This is a genomic window from Rhodococcus sp. KRD175 (assembly GCF_017168275.1).
Classification (GTDB): Bacteria; Actinomycetota; Actinomycetes; order Mycobacteriales; family Mycobacteriaceae; genus Rhodococcoides; species Rhodococcoides fascians.
This window is the reverse complement of record NZ_JABFAQ010000011.1, coordinates 264,107-286,257: the sequence shown is the minus strand read 5'-3', so window position 1 is coordinate 286,257 and position 22,151 is coordinate 264,107. Positions and strand designations below refer to the sequence as shown.

Below are 22,151 nucleotides of genomic sequence, written 5' to 3'. Positions count from 1 at the left end.
TCACTGAAATACCTTTCCATTGGAGGTCGCCGTTGCAGGAGCTTGCGCAACGAGCCAGCGTGCACTTTCGATGTCGGTCACCAGGATCGAGGCCAGTCCGCCGCGCAGAGCACCGAGGAGCGCCTCGTGTTTACGTTGCCCACCGGTGACGAGCACAGCCCGATCACACGCCCTGATGGCGTCGAGCCCCACCGACACGGTTCGGCCGGGGAGTGATCCTCCGGTATCGATGCCGTCGGCGTCGTAGAACCGTCCGCCGATCTCGCCGACTGCACCGAGGCGGCGCAATTCTTCGAGCACGTCGAGGTCGATGAAGCTGCCCTCGAACAAGGTGGTGGACGTGGAAACGGGACCGATGCCGTACATCATCACATCGGCATCGGTCCCGGCTTTGAGGGCGCGCGAGATCACGGAATCCTGCTCCAACGCAACGACTGTCGCCTGATCGGCGTACAGCGGCGCGTTGAGCCGGATGGGTGTCGCCTGCAGGTACGCAGCGCACCGTCCCAGTGTGTACTCGACACCGGTCTGATAGTCGGCCGAGGTGATGGAGCCGTCGAGTTGTACCACCGCAGCACATTTGGTGGATCGGGTCTTCAGCGAGCTCGCCACCGCCACCGTTTCGGGGCCCCAGGTGAACCCCAGGACGTCGCGATCCTTGAGTCGACGCGAGAGCAACGTCGCTGCCGCTCGGCCGAGGGATCCGTAGCCGGTGTCCGTGCCGTCGATGACGTCCGAGACGACCAACACCTCGGTGAGTCCGAACTTCGCTTCGAGCTCACGCTCGACGTCCGCGTGCACGGTGCCCTGCAGATCGTCGGGGACGTTGATCTCGATCGTCACGAGCCCCTGGGAACGAGCCCGCGCGACCAACCGTCCTGCAGTCGGGCGCGAGACGCCCAGTTTCACGGCGATCTCGGCCTGCGTCGCGCCTTCGAGGTGGTACATCGTGGCGGCGCGCAGAGCCAGCCGGAGATCTTCTCCCGACCGCGCGGACTTCGCCCCACCGGGCTCCGATCCGTCCATGACGCCTCCCTGACCAGTGAGCAAATGCTCAGCTCGTGTTCATCTGCTCACTAAGCTAACATTAAGGTGTGATCTACACAACACCCCCTCGCATCCAGCGGCCCGTGCCACAGTCCATGCAGGCCAGCGTGCTCACCGGCGTGCACGAGATACGAATGGAAGACCGGCCGGTGCCGACCCCAGCGCACGACGAGGTACTGGTCCAGGTCACCGCCGTCGGCGTGTGCGGGTCCGATGCGCATTACTACCGGGAGGGGCGCATCGGCGAGTACGTGGTCGACGGCCCGCTGGTCCTCGGTCACGAGGCGGCCGGTGTGATCGTCGCGGTCGGCTCCGATGTGTCCGACGCCCGCGTCGGGCAGCGGGTGTCCATCGAACCGCAGCGTCCCGATCCCACCAGCGCCCAGTCGCGCGCCGGCCGCTACAACCTGTGCCCGGCCATGGAATTCTTCGCCACGCCGCCGATCGACGGCGCGCTGGCAGAGTACGTACTGATCCAGTCGGTGTTCGCCCACGACGTCCCCGACTCGATCTCCGACGAAGCCGCAGCACTGTTCGAGCCGCTGTCGGTCGGTATCGCGTCGGCGCAGAAGGCCGGAATCACCGCCGGATCCAGCGTGCTCATCGCCGGTGCAGGCCCGGTCGGCATCGTCACCGCCCAGGTGGCCCGTGCTTTCGGTGCCACCGAGGTGATCGTCAGTGACATCGACGCACCGCGGCGTGACAATGCCGCGAAACTCGGTGCGACGCGGGTGCTCGATCCAGCAGTGGACGACGTGCGTGCGCTGGAAGTGGACGCGTTCATCGACGCATCGGGTGCCGCTCGGGCCGTCGTCGACGGCATTCATGCTGTGCGGCCGGCGGGTACCGTCGTACTAGTGGGCATGGGCGGTTCGGATTACCCGCTTCCCATCTCGCTGATTCAGAACCGAGAACTGGTTCTCACCGGCGTGTTTCGCTACGCCAACACGTGGCCGATCGCGCGCGAGCTCGTCCTGGCCGGTCGCGTCGACCTCGATGCTATGGTCACCGCGCGTTTCGGTCTCGATCGCGTCGAGGATGCCTTGAATGCAGACAAGCAACCCGGCAGCATCAAAGCCGTTGTGATTCCCGGTCTTTCCCAGAGCCCATCGAAGGAGACGAACGTATGAAGTTGAACTCGCGCAATCTCGACGACTTCATCGAGGACGTGGCCGTTCCCACCTACGACCGTTCCGACGTCACCGTGGGCATCGTGCATTTCGGTGTCGGCGGCTTCCATCGAGCACATCAGGCGATGTACATCGACCGGTTGTTGCAACAGGGGCAAGGGTCCGAGTGGGGCATCTGTGGAGTGGGCGTACTTCCCGGAGACCGCCGGATGAAGGACGTGATGGAGGCGCAGAACTGCCTGTACACGTTGGCGCTCAAGCATTCCGACGGCACGTGGGACACCCGCGTCGTCGGATCCATCGTCGAATATCTCTTCGCGCCCGACGACGCAGAAGCCGTCGTCGAGAAGATGGCCGCGGAGACCACGAGGATCGTCTCCCTCACGATCACCGAGGGCGGCTACAACTTCTCCGCGACGACGGGCGAGTTCGACGTCGAGAACCCCGCCATCGTCGCCGATCTCGTGGACGGGGCCGTTCCGGCAACCACATTCGGGCTCGTCGTGGAGGCATTGTCACGGCGCAAGGAACGCGGACTGAAGCCGTTCACGATCATGTCGTGCGACAACATCGAAGGCAACGGCCACATCGCACAATCGACATTCACCACCTTTGCCCGCCTGAAGGATCCAGCTCTCGCAGAATGGATCGCCGCAGAAGGGGCGTTCCCCAACTCCATGGTCGACCGCATCACTCCGGTCACGACACCGGAAGTGATCGAGGAACTCTCGGCTCGCTACGCCATCGACGATCAGTGGCCCGTAGCCGGTGAGCCGTTCACACAGTGGGTGCTCGAGGACAACTTCACGCTGGGACGACCGCCTCTCGAGGACGTCGGAGTTCAGGTTGTCGACGACGTCACGCCGTACGAGCTGATGAAGCTACGGCTGCTCAACGCCAGCCATCAGGCGCTCGCGTATTTCGGCTACCTCAGCGGTTTTCGACTGGTGCACGAAGTCTGTCAGGACCCGCAGTTCGCCGCGTTCCTGCTCGCGTACATGGACGAGGAAGCAACGCCCACATTGCAACCCGTTCCCGGCATCGACCTCGCCGAATACAAGCACACGCTCATCGAACGGTTCTCCAACCCGGAAATCCGCGACACCGTCGCCCGCCTGTGCGCCGAGTCCTCGGATCGAATTCCCAAGTGGCTGTTGCCCGTAATCCGCAAGAATCTCGAGAGCGGCGGTGAGATCACTCGCTCCACCGCAGTCGTTGCCAGTTGGGCACGCTACGCCGAGGCAGTCGACGAGGCCGGTGAGCCCATCGACATCGTCGATCAACTGAAGGATTCACTCGTTCCGATCGCGCAGGGTCAGCGAGAGAATCCGACGGCCTTCATCGCCAATCGAGCAGTGTTCGGCGATCTGATCGACAACGAACGTTTCGTCGCCGAGTACACGAAACAGTTGGCGTCACTGCAGAAGAACGGTGCGCGCGCGACCCTGGAGGCGCTCATGTCGACTCGCTGAATTTTTCGGTGTCTCGAACCTGGCCGGAGACGATGACGGTATCGCCTGCGCCGATCACCGTGTCTGCCGTGGCGTAGGTGAACCCTTCACCCGGACGCTTGACTGCAACGACGGTTACTCCGTGCTTGGTGGAAATCTACTCTCGCCCAGAGTTTTTCCTAGCAGCGAGGCCGGGGGCGACGTCTTCGCCATGGCAAAGCCGTCGTCGAACTCGATGTAGTCCATCATCCGACCACGTACCAGGTGAGCTACTCGCTTACCCATGTCGTGCTCGGGCCGGACGACGTGGTGGACGCCGATCTGGCTGAGAATCTTGGCGTGCGCGTTGCTCAGAGCCTTGGCCCAGATGGTCGACATCGACAGATTCACCAGAGCCGATGCGGTGAGCAGGCTCGCTTCGAGATTGGAACCGATGCCCACGACGGCGCGGTCGTACTCGTGTACCGAAAGTTGTCGCAACGACTCCTCGTCGGTGGTATCGGCCACCACAGCATGCGTCAAACGGTCTGCCACGCGTTGCACTACGGCCTCGTCGCTGTCGACGCCGAGCACCTCGACTCCCTGGCTCATCAGTTCCAGCGCCAGCGACTTACCGAAGCGGCCGAGACCGAGAACGACGACGACGTCGGAGGACGGTTTCCTAGCCAATGAACGGCCTTTCCGTGGGAAGCATGTAGCGCCGACCGCGGTCGCGGGCGGCGAGAGCACTGACCAGAGTGATGGAACCGATGCGGCCCAGATACATCAGGACGATCAGAATCATCTGGCCCCAGCCGGGCAACTGTGCGGTGATTCCGGTGGACAGGCCCACCGTCGCGAATGCCGAGACGACCTCGAAGAGAAGCACGTCGAGGTCGAAGTTCGTACCGGCCAACAGCGCCACCACCGGCAGCATGATGAGGGCCACCCCGATCAACGCGACGGTCAATGCCTGACGTTGCACCCGAGGATCTATTCGACGGTCGAACACCGTCACCTCGCGGTCACCGCGGATTTCGGCCACGATGACGAACAGCAGCAAGGCAAATGTGGTGACCTTGATGCCGCCTGCCGTACCGCCGCTGCCACCACCGATGAACATCAGGACATCGGTGATCAAGAGGGTCGCGTTGTCCACATCCGCGTAATCGACGCTGTTGAATCCTGCGGTTCGGGGCATGACGCCCTGGAACGTCGCAACGAGCATCTTGTCCCAGAAGCCGAATCCGCCCAGGGTTCTCGACCACTCGAAAAGCAACACCACCGTCGGACCGAGAACCAACAGAACGGCGGTGACGGACAACGTCATCCGGGTGTGCAAGGTCCAGCGCTTGCGAGAACGAACGCCGCGAGCACGTGATCGGATACGACGGGCGATCTCGAACAGAACCGGAAACCCGATGCCGCCCAGCACGACCGCGATCAACAACGGCACACAGATCCACGGGTCGGTGGCGAACCCGATCATGTTGTCGCTGAAGAGCGCAAATCCGGCGTTGTTGAACGCCGACACGGAATGGAAGATCCCCAGCCAGATCGCGCGGCCGAGGGGCTCGTCGTATCCGAAGAAGAAGCGCGCCGACAGACAGAGCGCGACAACACCCTCGATGATCAGACTGGTACGAAACACCCCCACGACGACGCTTCGAACGTCGCCCAGCCCGGATGTGCGTACCTCGGCTGCCGCATTCAACCTGCCCCGAAGACCGATCCGATCCGCCAGGACCAACCCGACCAAGGACGCGATCGTCATGATCCCGAACCCGCCGATCTGAATCAGGCCGAGAATGACGCCCTGGCCGAGACCCGACCAGTACACCGGGGTGTCCACCACGATCAGACCCGTCAGGCTCACCGCCGAGGTCGACGTGAACAGCGCCTGCAGAATCCCGGTGTCGTTTCCAGGCACGGTAGCCGCCGGAACCATCAGGATGCCCGCACCGAGGAGTATGGCCACCGCGAAACCCGTTGCCATCACTCTGACCGGCGTCGGCCTGAAGAGCGCGAACCGTCGTGATGCCTGGTGAGCGTCTGTCACCCGGCAGACAGTACCGGTGGGACGAACCGCTTCGAGGCACGTGCGCGGAACTTCGTAGCAGGGGTCGAGTTTCCGCGCACGTCAGCGCTCCACGTCAGGGCTCCACGTCAGCGCACCACTGCCTTCGCCACCGTCCAGGCCCGGCCCTGCTCGCTCAGTGTGAATCCCAGCCCCGGGCGAGCGGACAGGTGCATCCGGCCGTCGCGCGTCTCGAGGTGCTCGTCGAACAGTGGGTCCAACCAGTCGAAGTGCTCCACCCATGTCTGCAGTGGGTACACCGCTGCGAGGTGCAGATGAATCTCCATCGCAAAGTGCGGGGCGAGCTGCACGTTGTGATGTTCGGCCAGCCCGGCCAATTTCAGGAACTGGGTGATGCCGCCGATGCGGGGTGCGTCGGGCTGCAGGATGTCGACCGCGCCGGCCTCGAGGAGACGGACATGCTCGCCGACGCTGGCCAGCATCTCCCCCGTCGCGATGGAGGTGTCGAAATTTCTCGCCAGCATCGCATGACCCTCGGCGTCGTAGGCATCGAGCGGTTCTTCGATCCAGACGAGGTCGAACTGCTCGAGGATGCGGCACATGCGGTTCGCCGTCGGACGATCCCACTGTTGATTCGCGTCGACCATCAGCGGGACGTCGTCACCGAGGAACTCGCGTACCGCGGTGACGCGGGCGATGTCGGTGCGCCAATCAGGTTGGCCCACCTTCAATTTGATACCGCCGATTCCGTTCGCGAGCGACCGGGCCGCGTTGTCCATGACCTCCTCGATCGGAGTATGCAGAAATCCACCGGAGGTGTTGTACGTCTGCACCGAATCGCGGGACGCGCCGATCAGCTTCGCCAGCGGTAACCCGGCACGCTTGGCTTTGAGATCCCACAGGGCAATATCGATCGCAGCGATGGCCTGTGTCGCAACGCCACTGCGGCCGACCGACGCTCCGGCCCACACCAACTTGGTCCAGACCTTGCCGATATCGTTCGGGTCCTCACCGATGAGCACCGGCGCGATCTCCTGGGCGTGCGCGAACTGGGCAGGCCCACCCGCCCGCTTCGAATAGCTGAAACCGATTCCCTCATGGCCCTGTTCGGTACGGATCTCGACGAACAGAAACACCACCTCGGTCATCGCCTTCTGTCGACCGGTGAGAACCTTGGCGTCGCTGATCGGATTGCGCAGCGGCAGCACGATCGAGGACAGCGTCACCTCGGAGATGCTGTCGACGGACGCGTCACCGGATGCGAGGGCCCGAATCGTCGCATCGGGCGCGGTGAGTCCGCTCGAGGGCTTGTCGATGTACGTTGTCATGTCACATCTCCTGTGTTTGCGAAGGGTGTTGCCTCACAGCCTAATTCAGGTTCCGATACGCGTCCAACACAATTCAGCGGGCCATCGATACGGCAAGTGCATTGATGTTCGACGCGATGTCGGCGACCCGGCCGACGAACGTGTGATGCGTGACGCCCGACGAGTGCGGCGTCATCAGCACGTTCTCCAGCTCGCGGAACGGCAGGGAACTGGGCTCACCACGCCCGTCCGGCCCCGGGTAGCTGTACCAGACATCGATGGCGGCCGCGGCAATCTCGTTGCGAGACAGAGCGTCGAACAGTGGTCGTTCCTGAATCAGCGGGCCTCGACCGACGTTGACGACGACCCCTCCGCTTCCCAGCCTGCGCAGTTCCTCGGCACCGATCATGCCGCGGGTGTGCTCGTTCAGTGGTGCGGAAACCACGAGTACATCGGCGAACTCGGCAAGCTTTCCCAAATCCTGTGCATCCGACACCCATTCGAGACCCTCGTCCGAAGCCCGACCGCTTCCGGTGACGGCAGCACCGGTTGCCCCGTATGCCCGAAACAGCTGCCAGGTCTGCCGGCCGATGTGCCCGAACCCGACGAACCCGATCCGCGCACCGCTGAGCGACAACGGCTGCGGGATGGTCGGGTCGTACACGGACGTGGCAAACAACCCCGAGCGGAGGGCACGGTCCTGCTCCAGGAACTTTCGTCGCAACATCACCGTTGCCGCGACGACGTATTCGGCAATCGACTGCTCGTGGTGAAAGGTGTTGCACACCTGCACATCGGGCCGCATTCCGGATCGATCCACGTTGTCGGTACCGGCGCCGGCAACGTGAACCATCCGCAGCCTTGGGGCAGCCGCCCCCATGGCCGCGCTGAACTTGCCGCCGACATAGACGTCGGCGTCGTGGAGATGGGCGATCACGTCCTGCTCGTCGAACGGAACGCTCCACACCACCTCGGCGTTCGCCGGTAGACCCGCCTCGAACTGCTCGCGATGCGGCACGACGTTGCGGTCACCGACGACGATCTTCATCGACGCACCAGAACTCGACGCACCAGAACTCATCGAACGAGGGCCGGGCGCTTGCTGTCGAACGTCCAGCCCTCGATCAGGTACTGCATGCCGATGGCGTCGTCTCGGGCCCCCAGTCCTTCCTTCTGGTACAGCTCGTGCGCCGCATCGATCTGCTCGAAGTCGAGTTCGACACCCAGACCCGGCTTGTCGGGCACCGTGAGGTAGCCATCCTCGATCGTGAACGGCTCCTTGGTCACTCGCTGCCCGTCCTGCCAGATCCAGTGGGTGTCGATGGCGGTGATGTTCCCGGGAGCTGCAGCAGCGACGTGCGTGAACATCGCCAGGGAGACGTCGAAGTGATTGTTGGAGTGCGATCCCCACGTCAGGCCCCACGCGTCGCAGAGCTGCGCGACACGCACCGACCCGGCCATCGTCCAGAAGTGCGGATCGGCCAGCGGGATGTCCACGGCACCGGACCGGACGGTGTGGCCCATCTCGCGCCAGTCCGTCGCGATCATGTTGGTCGCGGTCTGTAACCCGGTGGCCCGCTTGAACTCCGTCATCACCTCGCGGCCCGAGAAACCGCCCTCGGGGCCGACGGGATCCTCGGCGTACGCCAGCACGTCACGCAGCCCTCGGCAGGTCTCGATCGCATCCTTCAGCAACCAGCCGCCGTTGGGATCCAACGTGATTCGCGCCTCGGGAAAGCGCTCGGCCAGAGCACGAACAGCGGCGGCCTCCTCGGGTGCCGGCAGTGCACCACCCTTGAGCTTGAAATCCTGGAAGCCGTAGCGTGCCTGCGCAGCCTCGGCGAGGCGCACGATCGACTCCGGATCCATCGCCTCCTCGTGCCTGATCCGCAGCCAGTCGTCGGCTCCGGCCGCCTCGTCGGCGCTGCTCCGGTATGCGAGATCGGTCTTGTTGCGATCGGCGACGAAGAACAGGTAGCCCAACGCCTGCACCTTCTCGCGCTGCTGCCCCTCGCCCAACAACGCCGCGACGCTGACGCCGAGATGCTGACCGAGCAGATCCAACAATGCCGATTCCACTGCGGTCACCGCATGAATGGCGATCCGCAGATCGAACGTCTGCGCGCCGCGGCCACCGGCATCACGATCTGCGAACGCGCGACGCATGGCGGCCAGCACCGCGTTGTACCGGCCGATGTTCTGCCCCTCGACCAGCACGCGCGCGTCTTCGAGCGTCTGCCGAATCGGCTCCCCGCCCGGCACTTCGCCGACGCCGGTGCGCCCGTCCGAGTCGGTGAGCACCACCAGATTGCGGGTGAAATACGGCGCGTGCGCGCCGCTGAGGTTCAGCAACATGTCGTCGTGACCGGCAATGGGAATGACACGCATTTCGGTGACGACGGGGGTGCTGGTGTGGACGACCATGCCCGACCTTTCTCGCATACCTCTGGTGACTCGGCTCACAGACGACAGTATGGCCAGCTATCGATTCCCGTCCAACACCATCTGCGCATCGACTGATGCAGTCGAGGTATCGAGGATCGGCATCCACGCTCGAGTAGACGGTCAGCCAGGCGATACCGAGACTGCATCAAACACAACATTTTTAGACTTGGACATGTATCGATCCGGCTCCTACGGTGGTGAGTTATGAGCCAGGTCACGGCCTCGGCGTCACTGCACGTACCGCACCACTGCCTTAGGAGTCACCCCATGACAGCGTCGACGACACAGTCCACCGACCTCACCGGTCGGATGATCATCGCCGGCGTTCCGGTTTTCGGTGCCGGGACGCAGATTCACGGAATCGATCCCGGTACCGGAGAGAATCTCGAACCCGCCTACGGCCACGGCGACGACTCGGATGTCGAGCGCGCCTGTGCCGCAGCGGCCGACGCCTTCGCCGACTACCGCGCTACCTCGTCGGACACTCGCGCACGGTTTCTCGAGACCATCGCCGACAACATCGCGGCCCTGGGCGACACGCTCATCGAGCGGACGGTCGCCGAGTCCGGTCTGCCGCTGGCACGCATCACCGGCGAGGTCGGCCGCACCACCGGTCAACTCCGTCTGTTCGCTTCGGTTCTGCGCGAGGGCAGTTGGAACGGAGCCCGCATAGACCCCGCCCAGCCCGAGCGCAGCCCGCTGCCGCGTGCAGACATCCGTCAGCGTCAGATCCCCCTCGGGCCGGTTGCTGTGTTCGGTGCCAGCAACTTCCCCCTCGCCTTCTCCGTCGCCGGTGGCGACACCGCCTCTGCCCTCGCGGCCGGATGCCCCGTAGTGGTCAAAGCACACGACGCCCATCCAGGAACGTCCGAGCTGGTCGCCCGCGCCATCACCGACGCGGTTATCTCCACCGGAATGCCCTCCGGCACATTCTCGTTGCTCTTCGGCTCCGGCCGCGGACTCGGCACCGCTCTGGTGACCGACCCTCGCATCAAGGCCGTCGGATTCACCGGATCGCGTTCGGGTGGAACAGCTCTCGTTGCTGCTGCGGCGGGTCGTCGTGAGCCCATCCCGGTGTACGCCGAGATGAGTTCCATCAATCCGGTGTTCGTCATGGACGGTGCACTCGCCACCCGTGGAGCCGAATTGGGCCGCGCGTTCGTCGCATCGCTGACGATGGGCTCGGGCCAGTTCTGCACCAATCCCGGTCTGGTCATCGCCGTCGACGGCCCGGGCTTGCAGTCGTTCATCGACGCCGCTGCCGCCGCAGTGCAAGAATCCGCTCCCTCGACGATGCTGACGCCGAACATCGCCTCGAGCTACGCCGAGGGTGTGCGAACACTGTCCGACGCGGTGACGGTGGTAGCGCGGGGATCCGACACCGACGCCCCGAATGCCTGCCGCGCAGCGCTGTTCGACACCGATGCGGCCACGTTCCTCACCTCGGAGGCAGCGCAGGCCGAGGTGTTCGGCGCGTCGAGCCTCGTCGTGCGCTGTGCAGATGCCCAGCAGGTTCGGCGGGTGGCGTCACAGCTCGAAGGTCAGCTCACCGCCACCATTCATGCCGACGAATCCGATCATTCCGAGGCCGGAAAGCTGCTCTCGGTGCTCGAACTCAAGGCCGGCCGGATCCTGTTCGACGGATGGCCCACCGGAGTCGAGGTCGGCCATGCCATGGTGCACGGCGGGCCGTTCCCCGCGACCTCGGACTCCCGCACCACGTCGGTCGGATCGCTCGCGATCGAACGCTTCCTGCGCCCGGTCGCGTACCAGGACGTACCGAAATCGTTGTTGCCCAACGCCATCGCAGACGGAAATCCGGACGGCATCTTCCGCCGCATCGACGGCCAGCTCACCCAAGACTGACACACCCAACCTAGTTCTCGAGGAGACCCCCATGCTCGACGGAGTTCTGTTCTTCCCCGTCACCCCGTTCACCGCATCCGGTGAGGTCGATTACGACCTCCTGGCCGCTCACATCACGAAGGGTGTCGACGCGGGACCCGGTGGAGTGTTCATTGCCTGCGGCACCGGCGAATTCCACGCCCTCGAACTCGAGGAGTTCGGCAAGATCGTCCGTACCGCAGTCGACAGCGTCGCAGGCCGCGTTCCTGTCTACGCCGGTGCAGGCGGATCCGTCGCGCAGGCAAAGGCATTCGCACACGCGGCGAAGGCCAACGGAGCCGACGGCATCCTGTTGCTGCCGCCGTACCTGGTGACGATGCCGCAAGCCGGTCTCGTGAATTACACCAAGGCCGTTGCCGCCGCATCGGATCTGCCGCTGATCGTCTACAACCGCGGCAACGCTCGCTTCACCGAGGAGTCCGCCGTCGAGGTTGCGCAGCTTCCCACCGTCGTCGGATTCAAAGATGGCACCGGCGATCTCGATCAGGTCGGCCGCATCGTCCGCGCGGTACTGGACGCTCTGGAGCCGTCGGGCAAGCCCTTCCAGTTCTTCAACGGACTACCCACCGCCGAGGTCTCCCAGCAGGCGTACCGAGCGATCGGTGTCACGCTGTATTCCTCCGCGACATTCGCGTTCGCACCCGAACTGGCACTGGCGTTCTACCGCTCTCTCGACAGCGGAAACGAAAAGCTCACTGCCGCACTGCTCCGCGAGTTCTTCCACCCGCTCGTGCGCTTGCGCGACAAGGTTCCCGGCTACGCCGTCTCTCTCATCAAGGCCGGCGTGACGATGGAGGGCATCGAAGCAGGGCCGGTTCGCCCACCCCTGGTGGACATCAGCGCACCGCACCTCGAGGAACTCACCGCAATCGTTGCCGCCGGCCGGGCCGTGTTGGCAGACGAGCTCGCGGTGCACTGATGCAAGAACCGGTACTGATCACCGGGGCTCGAATCACACCGATCGCCTTCGTCGATCCTCCGTTGCTCAACACCGTCGGCGTGCATCAGCCGTATGCGCTCCGCGCGATCATTCAGCTGGACACCGACGCCGGTGTCGTCGGACTCGGTGAAACGTACGCCGACACTGCTCATCTGGCTCGACTGGAAGCGGCCTCCACCGCCATCTTCGGTCTGGACGTGTTCGCGCTCAACGAGATCCGAGATGCCATCGATGCCGTCCTGGGAACCCTGTCGATCACAGGCGGCGACGGCGTCGCAGGCATGATCACCACAGCCAGCACCACCGATCGGGTGTTCTCCCCCTTCGAGATCGCGTGCCTGGACGTGCAGGGCAAGGTCCTGGGTCGACCGGTGTCCGACCTGCTCGGCGGCAAGGTTCGGGACTCCGTTCCGTTCAGTGCGTATCTGTTCTACAAGTGGGCAGCTCATCCCGGCCAGGAGCCCGACGAATGGGGCGAGGCGATCGATCCGGACGGATTGGTTCGTCAGGCCCGAAAGATGATCGACGAGTACGGCTTCGGGGCAATCAAGGTCAAGGGCGGCGTCTTTCCGCCCGACGAGGAGATCGCCGGAATCAAGGCGCTCCGGCAGGCGTTCCCGGAGCTGCCGTTGCGGTTGGATCCCAACGCCGCCTGGACTGTCGACACATCCATCCGGGTAGCCGCCGAGCTCGACGGCATCGTCGAATATCTCGAAGATCCCACACCCGGGCTCGACGGGATGGCCGAGGTTGCGCGCGAAGCCAAGATGCCGCTGGCGACGAACATGTGTGTCGTTGCCTTCGATCACCTGAAGCCTGCCGTGGTGAAGGACTCGGTGCAGGTGGTGTTGTCCGACCACCATTACTGGGGCGGACTCCAGCGATCGAGGTTGCTCGCCGGAATCTGCGAGACGTTCGAGATGGGACTGTCGATGCACTCGAACAGCCACCTCGGAATCAGTCTGGCCGCCATGGTTCATCTCGCAGCGGCGACACCGAACTTGACCTATGCCTGCGACACGCATTGGCCCTGGAAGAACGAGGATGTCGTCGTGCCGGGGGTGTTGAACTTCGTCGACGGCGCAGTGGCCGTTCCCACCGGACCCGGTCTGGGCATCGAGATCGACGAGGACGCGCTCGCGGCACTGCATCAGCAGTACCTGGACTGCGGAATTCGTGACCGCGACGACACCGGATACATGCAGAGCATCGATCCGCGCTTCGAGAACACCTGCCCGCGTTGGTGATCGGACTCTACGTCTGCAGCGGCGCGACGATATTGGCGAGCATGGTCGCGATCGTGGCGACGACGATGCGTCGTTCTGCGGCGTAGCCGCTCTGGTACCAGGTCATGGCGGTGTGGCTGATTGCGCCGATGGCAGCGGTGGCGAGCAGGTCCACGTCGAGCTCCGGGCCCGACGGCACCTCGCCGGCGAACGTGCGGAGGTAGCCGAGCAGCAGGGTGCCGAATTGCTGCATCACCGTCAGATACGTCTGCTCCACGCGAGGGCTGACGCCGAGCACCTCCATCCACACCACGCGGGCCAGGTGCGGGTCCTCGACGACCCGGAAGAACGGGTCGAGCAACTGCTCGGTGACAGCCCTCAGATCACCGTCCCGATTCACCTGCACAATTGCGTCGGACACCGAATCGGTCAGGCGTGCAATGCATTCGGCATAGACGGCGAGCAGAAGATCCTCGGTCTTGTCGAAATACTGATAGAAGTGGCGATCGGCGATCTTGGCCTCACGGCACAGTCCACGGACGGTCGCGGCGCGGTACCCGACGCTGCCGAACACCCGCAGTCCCGCATCCAGCAGCTGCCGCCGCCTGCGGTCGTCGCGGTCGGCCGCGCTCTCACCGCCGTAGGCGCGGCCGGCCGCTTCGGACACGGTGCTCATGACCGCCGGGCATCCAGTTCGGCAGTCAGACGGATCAATTCGGCATCCCGCTCCATCGCGGCGTCCATGATCGGGTTGACGATGCCGCGCAATATCGAGATCGGGATCCAGCGACCGGGAACGGCGATGCGCGCGGCTCGGCGTCCGATGCCTCGTACGGCCACGCGGGCAAGCTTGTCCGGTGTGATCGGGCGGAGCAGTGGCGAGGGAAAGGCGCGGGCAGTCATCGCCGTAGCGACGGTGTCGCCGCCGAACGCAACGTCGGCGATCGGCGTCGCCACCCACCCCGGATACAGCACTCCCGCTGTCGCTTTCGTGCCCGCGAGTTCCGCACGCAGAGCACGACCGAGTTGTTCCACCGCCGCCTTCGAGGCCGCGTACGGTGCGTTCGCCAGACCGTTGAGGTAGGCGTACGTCGAGGAGGTGAGCAGCACGTAGCCCCCGGACTCGACGATGTGCGGCAGCGCCGCTCGCACCGTGTTCCACACACCGACGAGATTGACCCCGATGACTGTCTCGAACACACCGTCGTCGACGGAACGGATCGTCGATGCCTGTGCACCGCTGGAGATTCCCGCATTCGCCATCACGATGTCGAGCGTGCCGAACGTCTGGATCGCGGTGGCGACCGCCGCGTCGAGTTGCTCTCGCACGGTGACGTCGGCATGGGCGATCGCTACGCGCTGGTTGCCCAGCTTTGCAGCAACCGATTCGAGATCGGTCGACTCCATGTCGACCAGAACGATCGAGGCACCGCGCCGATGCAGTGCTGCCGCCACAGCAGAGCCGATACCGCCTGCCGCCCCGGTGATCAGCGCTACCTGGCCCGAATGATTCTTCATGCCGATACCTCGTCCTTCGTCGTCACGTCGGTGGACGACCGATGGATGTGATGGGCTTCCGGCCGAAAACGCTTGGCCCACCGTCGGAACGTGAAGCTGAAGCCGGGGAACATGGCGACGACATGCCCGGATTTCGACTGGTACCAGCTGTGGCAGCCGCCGTCCTTCCAGACGGTGCCGTCCATCTCGCGGTGAATCGTGTCGGTGTACTCCTGCTCGGCGGCGGCAGTGACCTCGATGGCGGTTGCACCCGCGTGCTGAACTGCGTCGACGGCTCGCACAATGTACTCCATCTGCGCCTCGATGAGGAAGATGGCGGAGGTGTGCCCGATTCCGGTGTTCGGTCCGGTGACCACGAACAGGTTGGGGAAACCGGGAATCGTGGTGCCGAGGTAAGCGCGGGGGTAGGGATCCCAGACCTCGGACAGCGCCCGGCCGTCCCGCCCGATCACCGGATACGAGATGACCCCGTCGGTGGCGTCGTATCCGGTCGACCACACCAGCAGGTCGACGTCGACGTGTTCCCCCGAGGTGGTCACGATCCCGGTTTCGGTGATCTCGGCGATGCCGTCGTTCTTGTCGTGCAGGGTCACGTTCGCTTCTCCCAGTGCGGGATACAGCGTGTTGGACAGCAGCACGCGCTTGCACCCGATGGTGTAGTCGGGGGTGACTTTCGCCCGAAGCTGGGAGTCCGGAACCTGAGACTCGATGTGCTTCAGGGCAGTCCGCTGGGCCACGGCTTTCAGCATCCGCCGCGAGTACTTGAACCCGATGATGCGGGTCTCGAGACTCCAGTAGATGCCGGCTCGCACCAGCCGTCGAATGGGCTCGAATCGCAGCAACTTTCGTTGCAGCGGCGTGAATTCGCGATCGTGACGCGGCATCACCCAGTGTGGTGTGCGCTGGAAGACGTGCAACGCCTCGACGTCGGGCTGGATCGCGGGGATCACCTGTGCGGCGCTGGCACCGCTACCGACGATGGCTACCCGTTTTCCGGCGTGATCGTAGGAAGTGTCCCAGTCGTTGGTGTGGAACTGCTTGCCGCGGAACTTCTCTCGGCCTGAGAACGGGGGGATCACCGGGGTGCTGAGCGGCCCGGATGCATTGACGACGAACTTCGCTGCGTAATCACCGTGCGACGTGGTGATCAGCCAGTGATCGCCGACCCATTGGATCTTCTGAACGTCGGTGTCGGCATGTGTGCGTTGCGGCAGCCCGTTGGACTCGAGCACGTGCTGGGTGTAGCGCTCGAGTTCCTCCCGCTCGGCGAACATGCGCGACCACTCGAACGGCTCGGAGGCAATGGAGTACAGGGGACTCTGCACGTCGACTGCCGCGCCCGGGTAGCGATTCTGCTTCCAGGTTCCACCGAGAAAGGGCCTTCGCTCGAGAATGACGAGGTCGTCGATACCGCGGTCGAGCAGGGCTTTGGCGGCGCATTGACCTCCGAAGCCGCTACCGATGATCACCACGGTGTGAATACGCATATCGACGAACCCCTCCAGCACAAGACGCAATCCGATGTTGCGCGTCATCACTTTAAAGTGATGACGTGTGATTCCGCAATGGCGGTTCCCTTGTTGTTCACCGTCGTCGGGCACTATCGGCGTCGAACCGTCGAACGAAAGGTGCGTGAGATGTCTCCTGAGGTGTCCTTACCGGCAAACGCGTCGCGGCTGCGTCGCATCGCCAGAATTGCCGTGATCTCAGCGGTCGTACCGCTGGTCCTGTTACCGACGGCGGCGACGAGCGCGGCCGAGACGCCTGCCGAGAATCTGCAATCTCTGACCGACGTTCTTGCAGACCGTCTGGCCACCGCAGACAGCGTGGCCGCGGTGAAGTGGAAGACAGGCGGCCCCGTCAGCGATCCCGAGCGCGAGGCCCAGGTGATCGATGCGGCGCAGAACGCTGCCATCGGGCTCGGACTTGCACCAGAACGCGCAGGGACTGTGGTTCGCGACCAGATCGAGGTGGGCAAGGCGATCCAATCGCTCCGCCTGGCCCAGTGGCACGCCGATCCGGCCGGCGCTCCCGATGCGCCCGCGGACCTCGCGCCGATCCGGGAACGCATCACCGCACTCACTTCTGCGGTGGTCACCCAGCTTGCCTCGAACGCGCAAGCCCTTCGATCACCGACGTGCTACACGGACCTCGTCCAAGCGGTCGTTGCCACGAACACCGCCCACGACAGGGACATCGTGCACGCTGCAGCCTTGGTTGCTGCATCGCGTTCACTCTGCACCCCCTGACGACACGAGCGCCGGCCGCGAGATCGACGTGGACGACGAGCTGTCCCATGGCTCGAGGACGGCCATGACACGGTCGGCATTCCACCCTCGACGGCGAGCAATGCGTGGATCTTCGGACCGGGGTCGAAGCCAGGTCGGGCGGCCCCCGTAGCGTAAGAGGCATGTCGAGATCACCACGGAACCGCAGATCCCCCGCCGCACCTCGAAAGCGATCCTCCTCAGCGCTGTCGGCAGGGCACCTTCGCGTGATCGCGACGGGCGGTCTCGGCGAGATCGGCCGGAACATGACCGTCTTCGAATTCGACGGAAAGCTGCTCATCGTCGACTGCGGCGTGCTGTTTCCCGAGGAGCATCAGCCCGGCGTCGACGTCATCCTCCCCGACTGGAGTTGCATCCGGGATCGCCTCGACGACGTCGTTGCCATCGTTCTGACGCACGGGCACGAGGACCACATCGGCGGCGTCCCGTATCTGCTGCGCGAGCGTGGCGACATTCCCGTCATCTCGTCGCGGCTGACGCTGCATTTCCTGGCTGCCAAGTTCGAGGAGTTCAAGGTCTCGACGACGCTGATCGAGGTCGAGGCGGGGCAAACCCGACAGGAAGGCCCGTTCGAACTCGAGTTCATTGCCGTCAACCACTCGATTCCCGACGGTCTGGCCATCGCCATTCGTACCGACGCCGGGCTGGTGCTGCACACCGGTGACTTCAAGATGGACCAGTTCCCGCTGGACGGTCGGATCACCGACCTCCGGAGCTTCGCACGCCTCGGCGAAGAAGGGCTCGATCTCCTCCTCGTCGACTCCACCAACGCCGAAGTGCCCGGGTTCATGGTCTCCGAACGCGACCTGGTCCCGGCCATCGAGAAGGTGTTCCGCGAAACGACGGGACGCGTGATCGTCTCGAGCTTCGCCAGTCACGTGCACCGCATTCAACAGGTACTCGACGCCGCACACGCACAGGGCCGCAAGGTTGCGTTCGTCGGCCGATCGATGGTGCGCAACATGAAGATTGCGACCGACCTGAGCTACCTCGACGTTCCCGACGGCCTCGTCGTGGACCTCCCGAAGCTCAACCGGCTCCCGGCCAACAAGATCACGCTGATCTGCACCGGCTCGCAGGGCGAGCCCCTCGCGGCGCTGTCGCGGATGGCGTCGGGTGAGCACCAGATCAAGGTCGGCGACGGCGACACCGTGCTGATGGCGAGCAGCTTGATCCCCGGCAACGAGAACGCGATCTACCGCGTCATCAACGGCCTGGTCGACAAGGGTGCGCGCGTGGTGCACAAGGGAAATGCGAAGGTGCACGTCTCCGGTCACGCCAGCGCCGGCGAGCTCGTCTACTGCTACAACATCCTCGAACCCGCCAATGTGCTTCCCGTACACGGTGAGTCGCGGCACCTGCGTGCCAATGCCGATCTCGCAATCAGGACCGGTGTTCCTCGCGATCGCGTGCTCATCGCCGAGAACGGAAGCGTCATCGACCTGTACGACGGCGTCGCGCAGATCACCGGCTCCGTCCCCATCGAGCTGATCTACGTCGACGGCAGTGCCGTCGGTGGCGTGACGGAGGATTCACTGGCCGAGCGTCGCCTCCTCGCGAACGAGGGCGTGCTGACCGTCATCGCCATCGTCGATCCCGACACCGGGCTGCTGGTCGACGACGTCGACTTCATCGGACGCGGATTCGCCCACGAGGCAAACGCTTTCGACTCGTTGGCCAAGGCGATCGGCAAGACCCTCACACGCGAGAGCGACGTCAAGGTTGCGTCCCGCGAGAACATCGAGAAGCGCATCGTGCAGGAATCGGCCCGCTGGGCCAAGCAGACCCTGGGCCGCCAGCCCCTCATCGTCCCGGTGGTCGTGGACGGCTAGAACTGGGCGGTCAGATTTGGGCCGCTGCGCCGCGAGTCGACAGCACCTCGGTCAGCTCCTCGGCGTAGGCGAGCTGCCGCCGCAACGTGCGGCAGCTTTCCTCGGCCTTGGTGTGGCAATCACGAACGAAGGCCGCGGCCGACGACCTCGCGTCGTCGGTCGCGTTCTCGTCGCCGAGAACGTCGAGGGATTCCAGTAGCTGTTTCATTTCGGCCAACGTGAAGTCGAGTGGCTTCATCCGGCGAATCACGAGCAGTCGTTCGACGTCGGACTCGGTGTAGAGCCGAAAGCCGCCGACGGTCCGAGCAGAGGGCGTGACCAGACCGACATCGTCGTAGTGACGAACCGTGCGAATCGACAGCTCGGTTCGCTGAGCTACCTGCCCGATCTGCATGTGTACGCCGTCGTCTGTCATGTGCCGCCTCTCTTCGCCCGACCAACCACCCTAGTCAGTGCTCGGCACCCAGGTTCCCACTGAGACGATCGTGCCGCTCGGTCGACGGCGCGTTCAGGCCCACGATCTCCACCGTCTTGCCCTTGGCGGCGTACTTGGTGGTGATGGCGTCGAGGGTCGCAACGGTCGACGCGTCCCAGATGTGCGACTCGGACATATCGATGACGACGTTCTTCGGATCTCCGACGTAGTCGAACTGGTAGATCAGATCGTTACTCGACGCGAAGAACAACTCGCCCTTGACGGCGTAGACGCGGGTGTCGTCGTCGGGATGTGCGACGTCGACGACCTCGGTCAGATGGGCAACCCTGCGAGCGAACAGCACCATCGCGGTGATCACTCCGACGACGACGCCGTACGCGAGGTTGTGGGTGACCACGGTGACAGCCACGGTGGCCACCATGACGAGAGTTTCGCTCTTGGGCATGCGCCGCAACGTCTTCGGGTGAATGCTGTGCCAGTCGAAGGTGCCGACCGACACCATGATCATCACGGCGACCAATGCGGCCATCGGAATGAGTGCGACGATGTCGCCGAGACCGACCACCAGGATCAGCAGGAAGGTGCCGGCGAGGAACGTGGAGATACGGGTGCGGGCACCGGAGACCTTCACGTTGATCATGGTCTGGCCGATCATCGCGCAGCCGCCCATACCGCCGGTGAGTCCGGTGACCAGATTCGCCACGCCCTGACCCCAGCCCTCACGAGTCTTGTTGGAGTGCGAGTCGGTGATGTCGTCGACGAGCTTGGCCGTCATCAGTGATTCGAGCAGACCGACCAGGGCAATGGCCAGAGCGAACGGCGCGATGATCGACAGGGTGTCGAACGTGAACGGCACGTCCGGGATCAGGAACGACGGCAGCGAGGACGGCAGCTCGCCCTCGTCGCCCACGTCCGGGACGGCCAGCGCGAAGACGAGCGTGACGGCGGTGAGGATCACGATGGCGATCAGAGGTGCCGGCACGACAGTGGTGAGCTTCGGCAGGAAGAACATGATGAGCAGTCCGACGGCGACCATCGGGTAGACCAACCACGGCACCCCGATCAGGTACGGCACCTGTGAGGTGAAGATCAGGATCGCCAGCGCATTGACGAATCCGACCATGACACTGCGCGGGATGAATCGCATCAACTTGGCGACACCGAGGACGCTCAACACGATCTGCAGGACTCCTCCGAGGATAACCGCGGCAATGAGGTAGTCGAGGCCGTACTCGCGAGCCAGGGGGGCGACCACCAGGGCGATGGCTCCGGTGGCCGCGGAGATCATCGCCGGTCGACCCCCGACGATGGAGATGGTGACGGCCATCGTGAACGACGCGAACAGGCCGACGCGGGGATCGACACCGGCGATGATCGAGAACGAAATGGCTTCCGGGATCAACGCCAGCGCCACCACCAGCCCGGCAAGAACCTCGGTCTTCAGTCGCCTCGGTGAGCGCAACGCACCCAGCACCGAGACGTCTTCGACGGCGGTGCCGGGCACCTGGGCAGCTCGAGACACGACGACTCCGTTCGATGGTTACGAGGGACGACAACCGGGATGGGCGTCCAATACGCGAGCAACTCTACTCTTACCGGAGGGAAGGTTACTAATCATCGAAGCGTGGACCACGTGCGCTAGATTTATACGAAAAGGCACGCCGGAACTCCCAGCGCGATGCAAGGAATGAATCGATGTTCTCGCTCAACAGGCTGTCCTGCTTCATCGCCGTCGCCGAGGAACTGCACTTCGGCCGCGCCGCCGAACGTCTGCACATGACGCAGCCGCCGCTCAGCAGGCAGATCCAACAACTCGAGAGCGAAGTCGGCGTGCAGCTGATCGACCGCACGAGCCGGTCGGTGACCCTGACGGCCGCGGGATTGGCCTTCCTACCCGAGGCCCGACGCATCCTCGACCTCGCCGAGGGTGCACTGCTGACGGTGCGACGCGTTCCCACCGGAGACCTGGGGACAGTGATCGTGGGATTCACCGGGGCATCGGCGCATGCGGTGCTCCCGCAGCTGCTCGACGCCGCGCGCGAGAAGCTACCGGACGTGAAAATCGTTCTACGCGAGATGGTCTCGGCGGTACAGATGGAGTCCTTGGCCATCGGCGATCTGGATCTCGGGTTGGCCAGACCCCCGCTCAAGCGACCGGGCATCGCGTCCCGGCCGGTGCTGCACGAGTCGTTGATCGCGGCGATGCCCGAAGAACACCCGCTGGCCGCGAAGGACGAGCTGTCGGTAGAGGACTTCGACGAGCAGCCGATCATCATGTACTCGCCCGTCGACGCGCGGTACTTCCACGAACTGCTGATCAGCACCTTCACCATCGTCGGGGTCTCACCGCGCTACGTGCAGTACGTGACGCAGGTGCACACGATGCTGGTGCTCGTTCGCTCGGGAATCGGACTGGCCCTGGTGCCCGAGTCGGCGTCGACCATGCGGCCGGAAGGCGTTGTGTTCCGACCGGTTCGGACCGTGAAGGAACGCCCCGTCGAACTCGACGCCGCCTGGCGCGTCGACAACGACAACCCGGCACTGCATCGCTTCATGACCGATGTGCTGCCGACACGTGAGTGGGCGTGATGCGACGCTGATCGAGTTGC

18 protein-coding genes and 1 pseudogene are annotated in these 22,151 nt (G+C 64.3%); 8 read left to right on the top strand and 11 right to left on the bottom strand.

Translation table 11 applies throughout. The features are described 5' to 3' along the window. Nucleotides 1-1,026, bottom strand: a complete 1,026-nt coding sequence (locus J1M81_RS17940) for a sugar-binding transcriptional regulator (RefSeq protein ID WP_032367122.1) — start codon at nt 1,024-1,026, stop codon at nt 1-3. Nucleotides 1,027-1,142: 116 nt separating this feature from the next. On the opposite strand from J1M81_RS17940, the gene J1M81_RS17935 reads away from it, so the two are divergent. Then, nucleotides 1,143-2,177, top strand: a complete 1,035-nt coding sequence (locus tag J1M81_RS17935) for an NAD(P)-dependent alcohol dehydrogenase (RefSeq protein WP_027495334.1) — start codon at nt 1,143-1,145, stop codon at nt 2,175-2,177. Then, on the top strand, nt 2,174-3,649 hold the full coding sequence (locus tag J1M81_RS17930) for a mannitol dehydrogenase family protein (protein ID WP_032374785.1): 1,476 nt from the start codon (nt 2,174-2,176) through the stop codon (nt 3,647-3,649). The genes J1M81_RS17935 and J1M81_RS17930 overlap by 4 nt, the downstream gene beginning before the upstream one ends. Here J1M81_RS17930 and J1M81_RS17925 read toward each other — a convergent pair. The 5 genes and pseudogenes from J1M81_RS17925 to J1M81_RS17905 form a co-directional block, all read right to left on the bottom strand. After that, nucleotides 3,633-4,219 (bottom strand): annotated as a pseudogene (locus J1M81_RS17925) (TrkA family potassium uptake protein). The gene J1M81_RS17930 and the pseudogene J1M81_RS17925 overlap by 17 nt on opposite strands. Nucleotides 4,220-4,289: 70 nt before the next feature. Beyond that, nucleotides 4,290-5,603, bottom strand: a complete 1,314-nt coding sequence (locus tag J1M81_RS17920; protein WP_032374783.1) for a TrkH family potassium uptake protein — start codon at nt 5,601-5,603, stop codon at nt 4,290-4,292. 170 nt (nt 5,604-5,773) lie between these two features. Then, the gene (locus tag J1M81_RS17915; protein ID WP_206498500.1) at nt 5,774-6,973 is read right to left on the bottom strand and encodes a mandelate racemase/muconate lactonizing enzyme family protein; all 1,200 of its coding nucleotides are present in this window, start codon (nt 6,971-6,973) and stop codon (nt 5,774-5,776) included. Between the two features lie 73 nt (nt 6,974-7,046). Further along, nucleotides 7,047-8,000, bottom strand: a complete 954-nt coding sequence (locus tag J1M81_RS17910; RefSeq protein ID WP_032374781.1) for a 2-hydroxyacid dehydrogenase — start codon at nt 7,998-8,000, stop codon at nt 7,047-7,049. 29 nt (nt 8,001-8,029) lie between these two features. After that, nucleotides 8,030-9,376 carry an enolase C-terminal domain-like protein gene (locus J1M81_RS17905; RefSeq protein ID WP_052061534.1) on the bottom strand — a complete coding sequence of 449 codons (1,347 nt, stop codon included), beginning with the start codon at nt 9,374-9,376 and terminating at the stop codon, nt 8,030-8,032. Between the two features lie 288 nt (nt 9,377-9,664). On the opposite strand from J1M81_RS17905, the gene J1M81_RS17900 reads away from it, so the two are divergent. From J1M81_RS17900 to J1M81_RS17890, 3 genes are read left to right on the top strand one after another with little or no spacing between them, the layout of a single operon-like run. Next, nucleotides 9,665-11,263, top strand: a complete 1,599-nt coding sequence (locus J1M81_RS17900) for an aldehyde dehydrogenase (NADP(+)) (RefSeq protein ID WP_032374780.1) — start codon at nt 9,665-9,667, stop codon at nt 11,261-11,263. 31 nt (nt 11,264-11,294) lie between these two features. After that, nucleotides 11,295-12,221, top strand: coding sequence for a 5-dehydro-4-deoxyglucarate dehydratase (locus J1M81_RS17895; RefSeq protein ID WP_032374779.1), 927 nt, complete (start codon nt 11,295-11,297; stop codon nt 12,219-12,221). Next, entirely contained in the window at nt 12,221-13,489 is a 1,269-nt protein-coding gene (locus J1M81_RS17890; RefSeq protein WP_371831450.1) for a glucarate dehydratase family protein, read from the top strand. The genes J1M81_RS17895 and J1M81_RS17890 overlap by 1 nt, the downstream gene beginning before the upstream one ends. A gap of 7 nt (nt 13,490-13,496) precedes the next feature. Here J1M81_RS17890 and J1M81_RS17885 read toward each other — a convergent pair whose 3' ends face one another. The 3 genes from J1M81_RS17885 to J1M81_RS17875 are packed head-to-tail and all read right to left on the bottom strand — an operon-like array spanning nt 13,497 to nt 16,521. Then, nucleotides 13,497-14,144 carry a TetR/AcrR family transcriptional regulator gene (locus J1M81_RS17885; protein ID WP_032374777.1) on the bottom strand — a complete coding sequence of 216 codons (648 nt, stop codon included), beginning with the start codon at nt 14,142-14,144 and terminating at the stop codon, nt 13,497-13,499. After that, nucleotides 14,141-14,986 carry an SDR family NAD(P)-dependent oxidoreductase gene (locus J1M81_RS17880; RefSeq protein ID WP_032374776.1) on the bottom strand — a complete coding sequence of 282 codons (846 nt, stop codon included), beginning with the start codon at nt 14,984-14,986 and terminating at the stop codon, nt 14,141-14,143. The genes J1M81_RS17885 and J1M81_RS17880 overlap by 4 nt, the downstream gene beginning before the upstream one ends. Further along, nucleotides 14,983-16,521: an NAD(P)/FAD-dependent oxidoreductase gene (locus J1M81_RS17875; protein WP_230595357.1), complete on the bottom strand. Its 1,539-nt coding sequence runs from the start codon at nt 16,519-16,521 to the stop codon at nt 14,983-14,985. The genes J1M81_RS17880 and J1M81_RS17875 overlap by 4 nt, the downstream gene beginning before the upstream one ends. Nucleotides 16,522-16,551: 30 nt before the next feature. On the opposite strand from J1M81_RS17875, the gene aroQ reads away from it, so the two are divergent. Together aroQ and J1M81_RS17865 are read left to right on the top strand one after the other, a co-directional pair. After that, the gene (gene aroQ / locus J1M81_RS17870; RefSeq protein ID WP_157889872.1) at nt 16,552-17,235 is read left to right on the top strand and encodes a gamma subclass chorismate mutase AroQ; all 684 of its coding nucleotides are present in this window, start codon (nt 16,552-16,554) and stop codon (nt 17,233-17,235) included. Between the two features lie 245 nt (nt 17,236-17,480). Continuing rightward, nucleotides 17,481-19,106: a ribonuclease J gene (locus J1M81_RS17865; protein WP_206498499.1), complete on the top strand. Its 1,626-nt coding sequence runs from the start codon at nt 17,481-17,483 to the stop codon at nt 19,104-19,106. Between the two features lie 10 nt (nt 19,107-19,116). Here the strand turns inward: J1M81_RS17865 and J1M81_RS17860 are convergent, their stop codons facing one another. Continuing rightward, nucleotides 19,117-19,521 carry a MerR family transcriptional regulator gene (locus J1M81_RS17860; RefSeq protein ID WP_032367131.1) on the bottom strand — a complete coding sequence of 135 codons (405 nt, stop codon included), beginning with the start codon at nt 19,519-19,521 and terminating at the stop codon, nt 19,117-19,119. Between the two features lie 34 nt (nt 19,522-19,555). Continuing rightward, on the bottom strand, nt 19,556-21,064 hold the full coding sequence (locus J1M81_RS17855) for a SulP family inorganic anion transporter (protein ID WP_032374775.1): 1,509 nt from the start codon (nt 21,062-21,064) through the stop codon (nt 19,556-19,558). 173 nt (nt 21,065-21,237) lie between these two features. Between J1M81_RS17855 and J1M81_RS17850 the strand changes: the two genes are divergently transcribed. Further along, nucleotides 21,238-22,131, top strand: coding sequence for a LysR substrate-binding domain-containing protein (locus J1M81_RS17850; protein ID WP_027495309.1), 894 nt, complete (start codon nt 21,238-21,240; stop codon nt 22,129-22,131). Nucleotides 22,132-22,151: the final 20 nt, after the last annotated feature.

Coding starts and splice junctions, on each gene's coding strand:
- aroQ (WP_157889872.1), top strand. CDS start 16,552: ATGGCGGTTCCCTTGTTGTTCACCGTCGTCGGGCACTATCGGCGTCGA.
- J1M81_RS17875 (WP_230595357.1), bottom strand. CDS start 16,521: ATGACGCGCAACATCGGATTGCGTCTTGTGCTGGAGGGGTTCGTCGAT.
- J1M81_RS17935 (WP_027495334.1), top strand. CDS start 1,143: ATGCAGGCCAGCGTGCTCACCGGCGTGCACGAGATACGAATGGAAGAC.
- J1M81_RS17910 (WP_032374781.1), bottom strand. CDS start 8,000: ATGAAGATCGTCGTCGGTGACCGCAACGTCGTGCCGCATCGCGAGCAG.
- J1M81_RS17900 (WP_032374780.1), top strand. CDS start 9,665: ATGACAGCGTCGACGACACAGTCCACCGACCTCACCGGTCGGATGATC.
- J1M81_RS17920 (WP_032374783.1), bottom strand. CDS start 5,603: ATGGCAACGGGTTTCGCGGTGGCCATACTCCTCGGTGCGGGCATCCTG.
- J1M81_RS17905 (WP_052061534.1), bottom strand. CDS start 9,376: ATGGTCGTCCACACCAGCACCCCCGTCGTCACCGAAATGCGTGTCATT.
- J1M81_RS17850 (WP_027495309.1), top strand. CDS start 21,238: ATGTTCTCGCTCAACAGGCTGTCCTGCTTCATCGCCGTCGCCGAGGAA.
- J1M81_RS17915 (WP_206498500.1), bottom strand. CDS start 6,973: ATGACAACGTACATCGACAAGCCCTCGAGCGGACTCACCGCGCCCGAT.
- J1M81_RS17885 (WP_032374777.1), bottom strand. CDS start 14,144: ATGAGCACCGTGTCCGAAGCGGCCGGCCGCGCCTACGGCGGTGAGAGC.
- J1M81_RS17890 (WP_371831450.1), top strand. CDS start 12,221: ATGCAAGAACCGGTACTGATCACCGGGGCTCGAATCACACCGATCGCC.
- J1M81_RS17940 (WP_032367122.1), bottom strand. CDS start 1,026: ATGGACGGATCGGAGCCCGGTGGGGCGAAGTCCGCGCGGTCGGGAGAA.
- J1M81_RS17895 (WP_032374779.1), top strand. CDS start 11,295: ATGCTCGACGGAGTTCTGTTCTTCCCCGTCACCCCGTTCACCGCATCC.
- J1M81_RS17880 (WP_032374776.1), bottom strand. CDS start 14,986: ATGAAGAATCATTCGGGCCAGGTAGCGCTGATCACCGGGGCGGCAGGC.
- J1M81_RS17930 (WP_032374785.1), top strand. CDS start 2,174: ATGAAGTTGAACTCGCGCAATCTCGACGACTTCATCGAGGACGTGGCC.
- J1M81_RS17860 (WP_032367131.1), bottom strand. CDS start 19,521: ATGACAGACGACGGCGTACACATGCAGATCGGGCAGGTAGCTCAGCGA.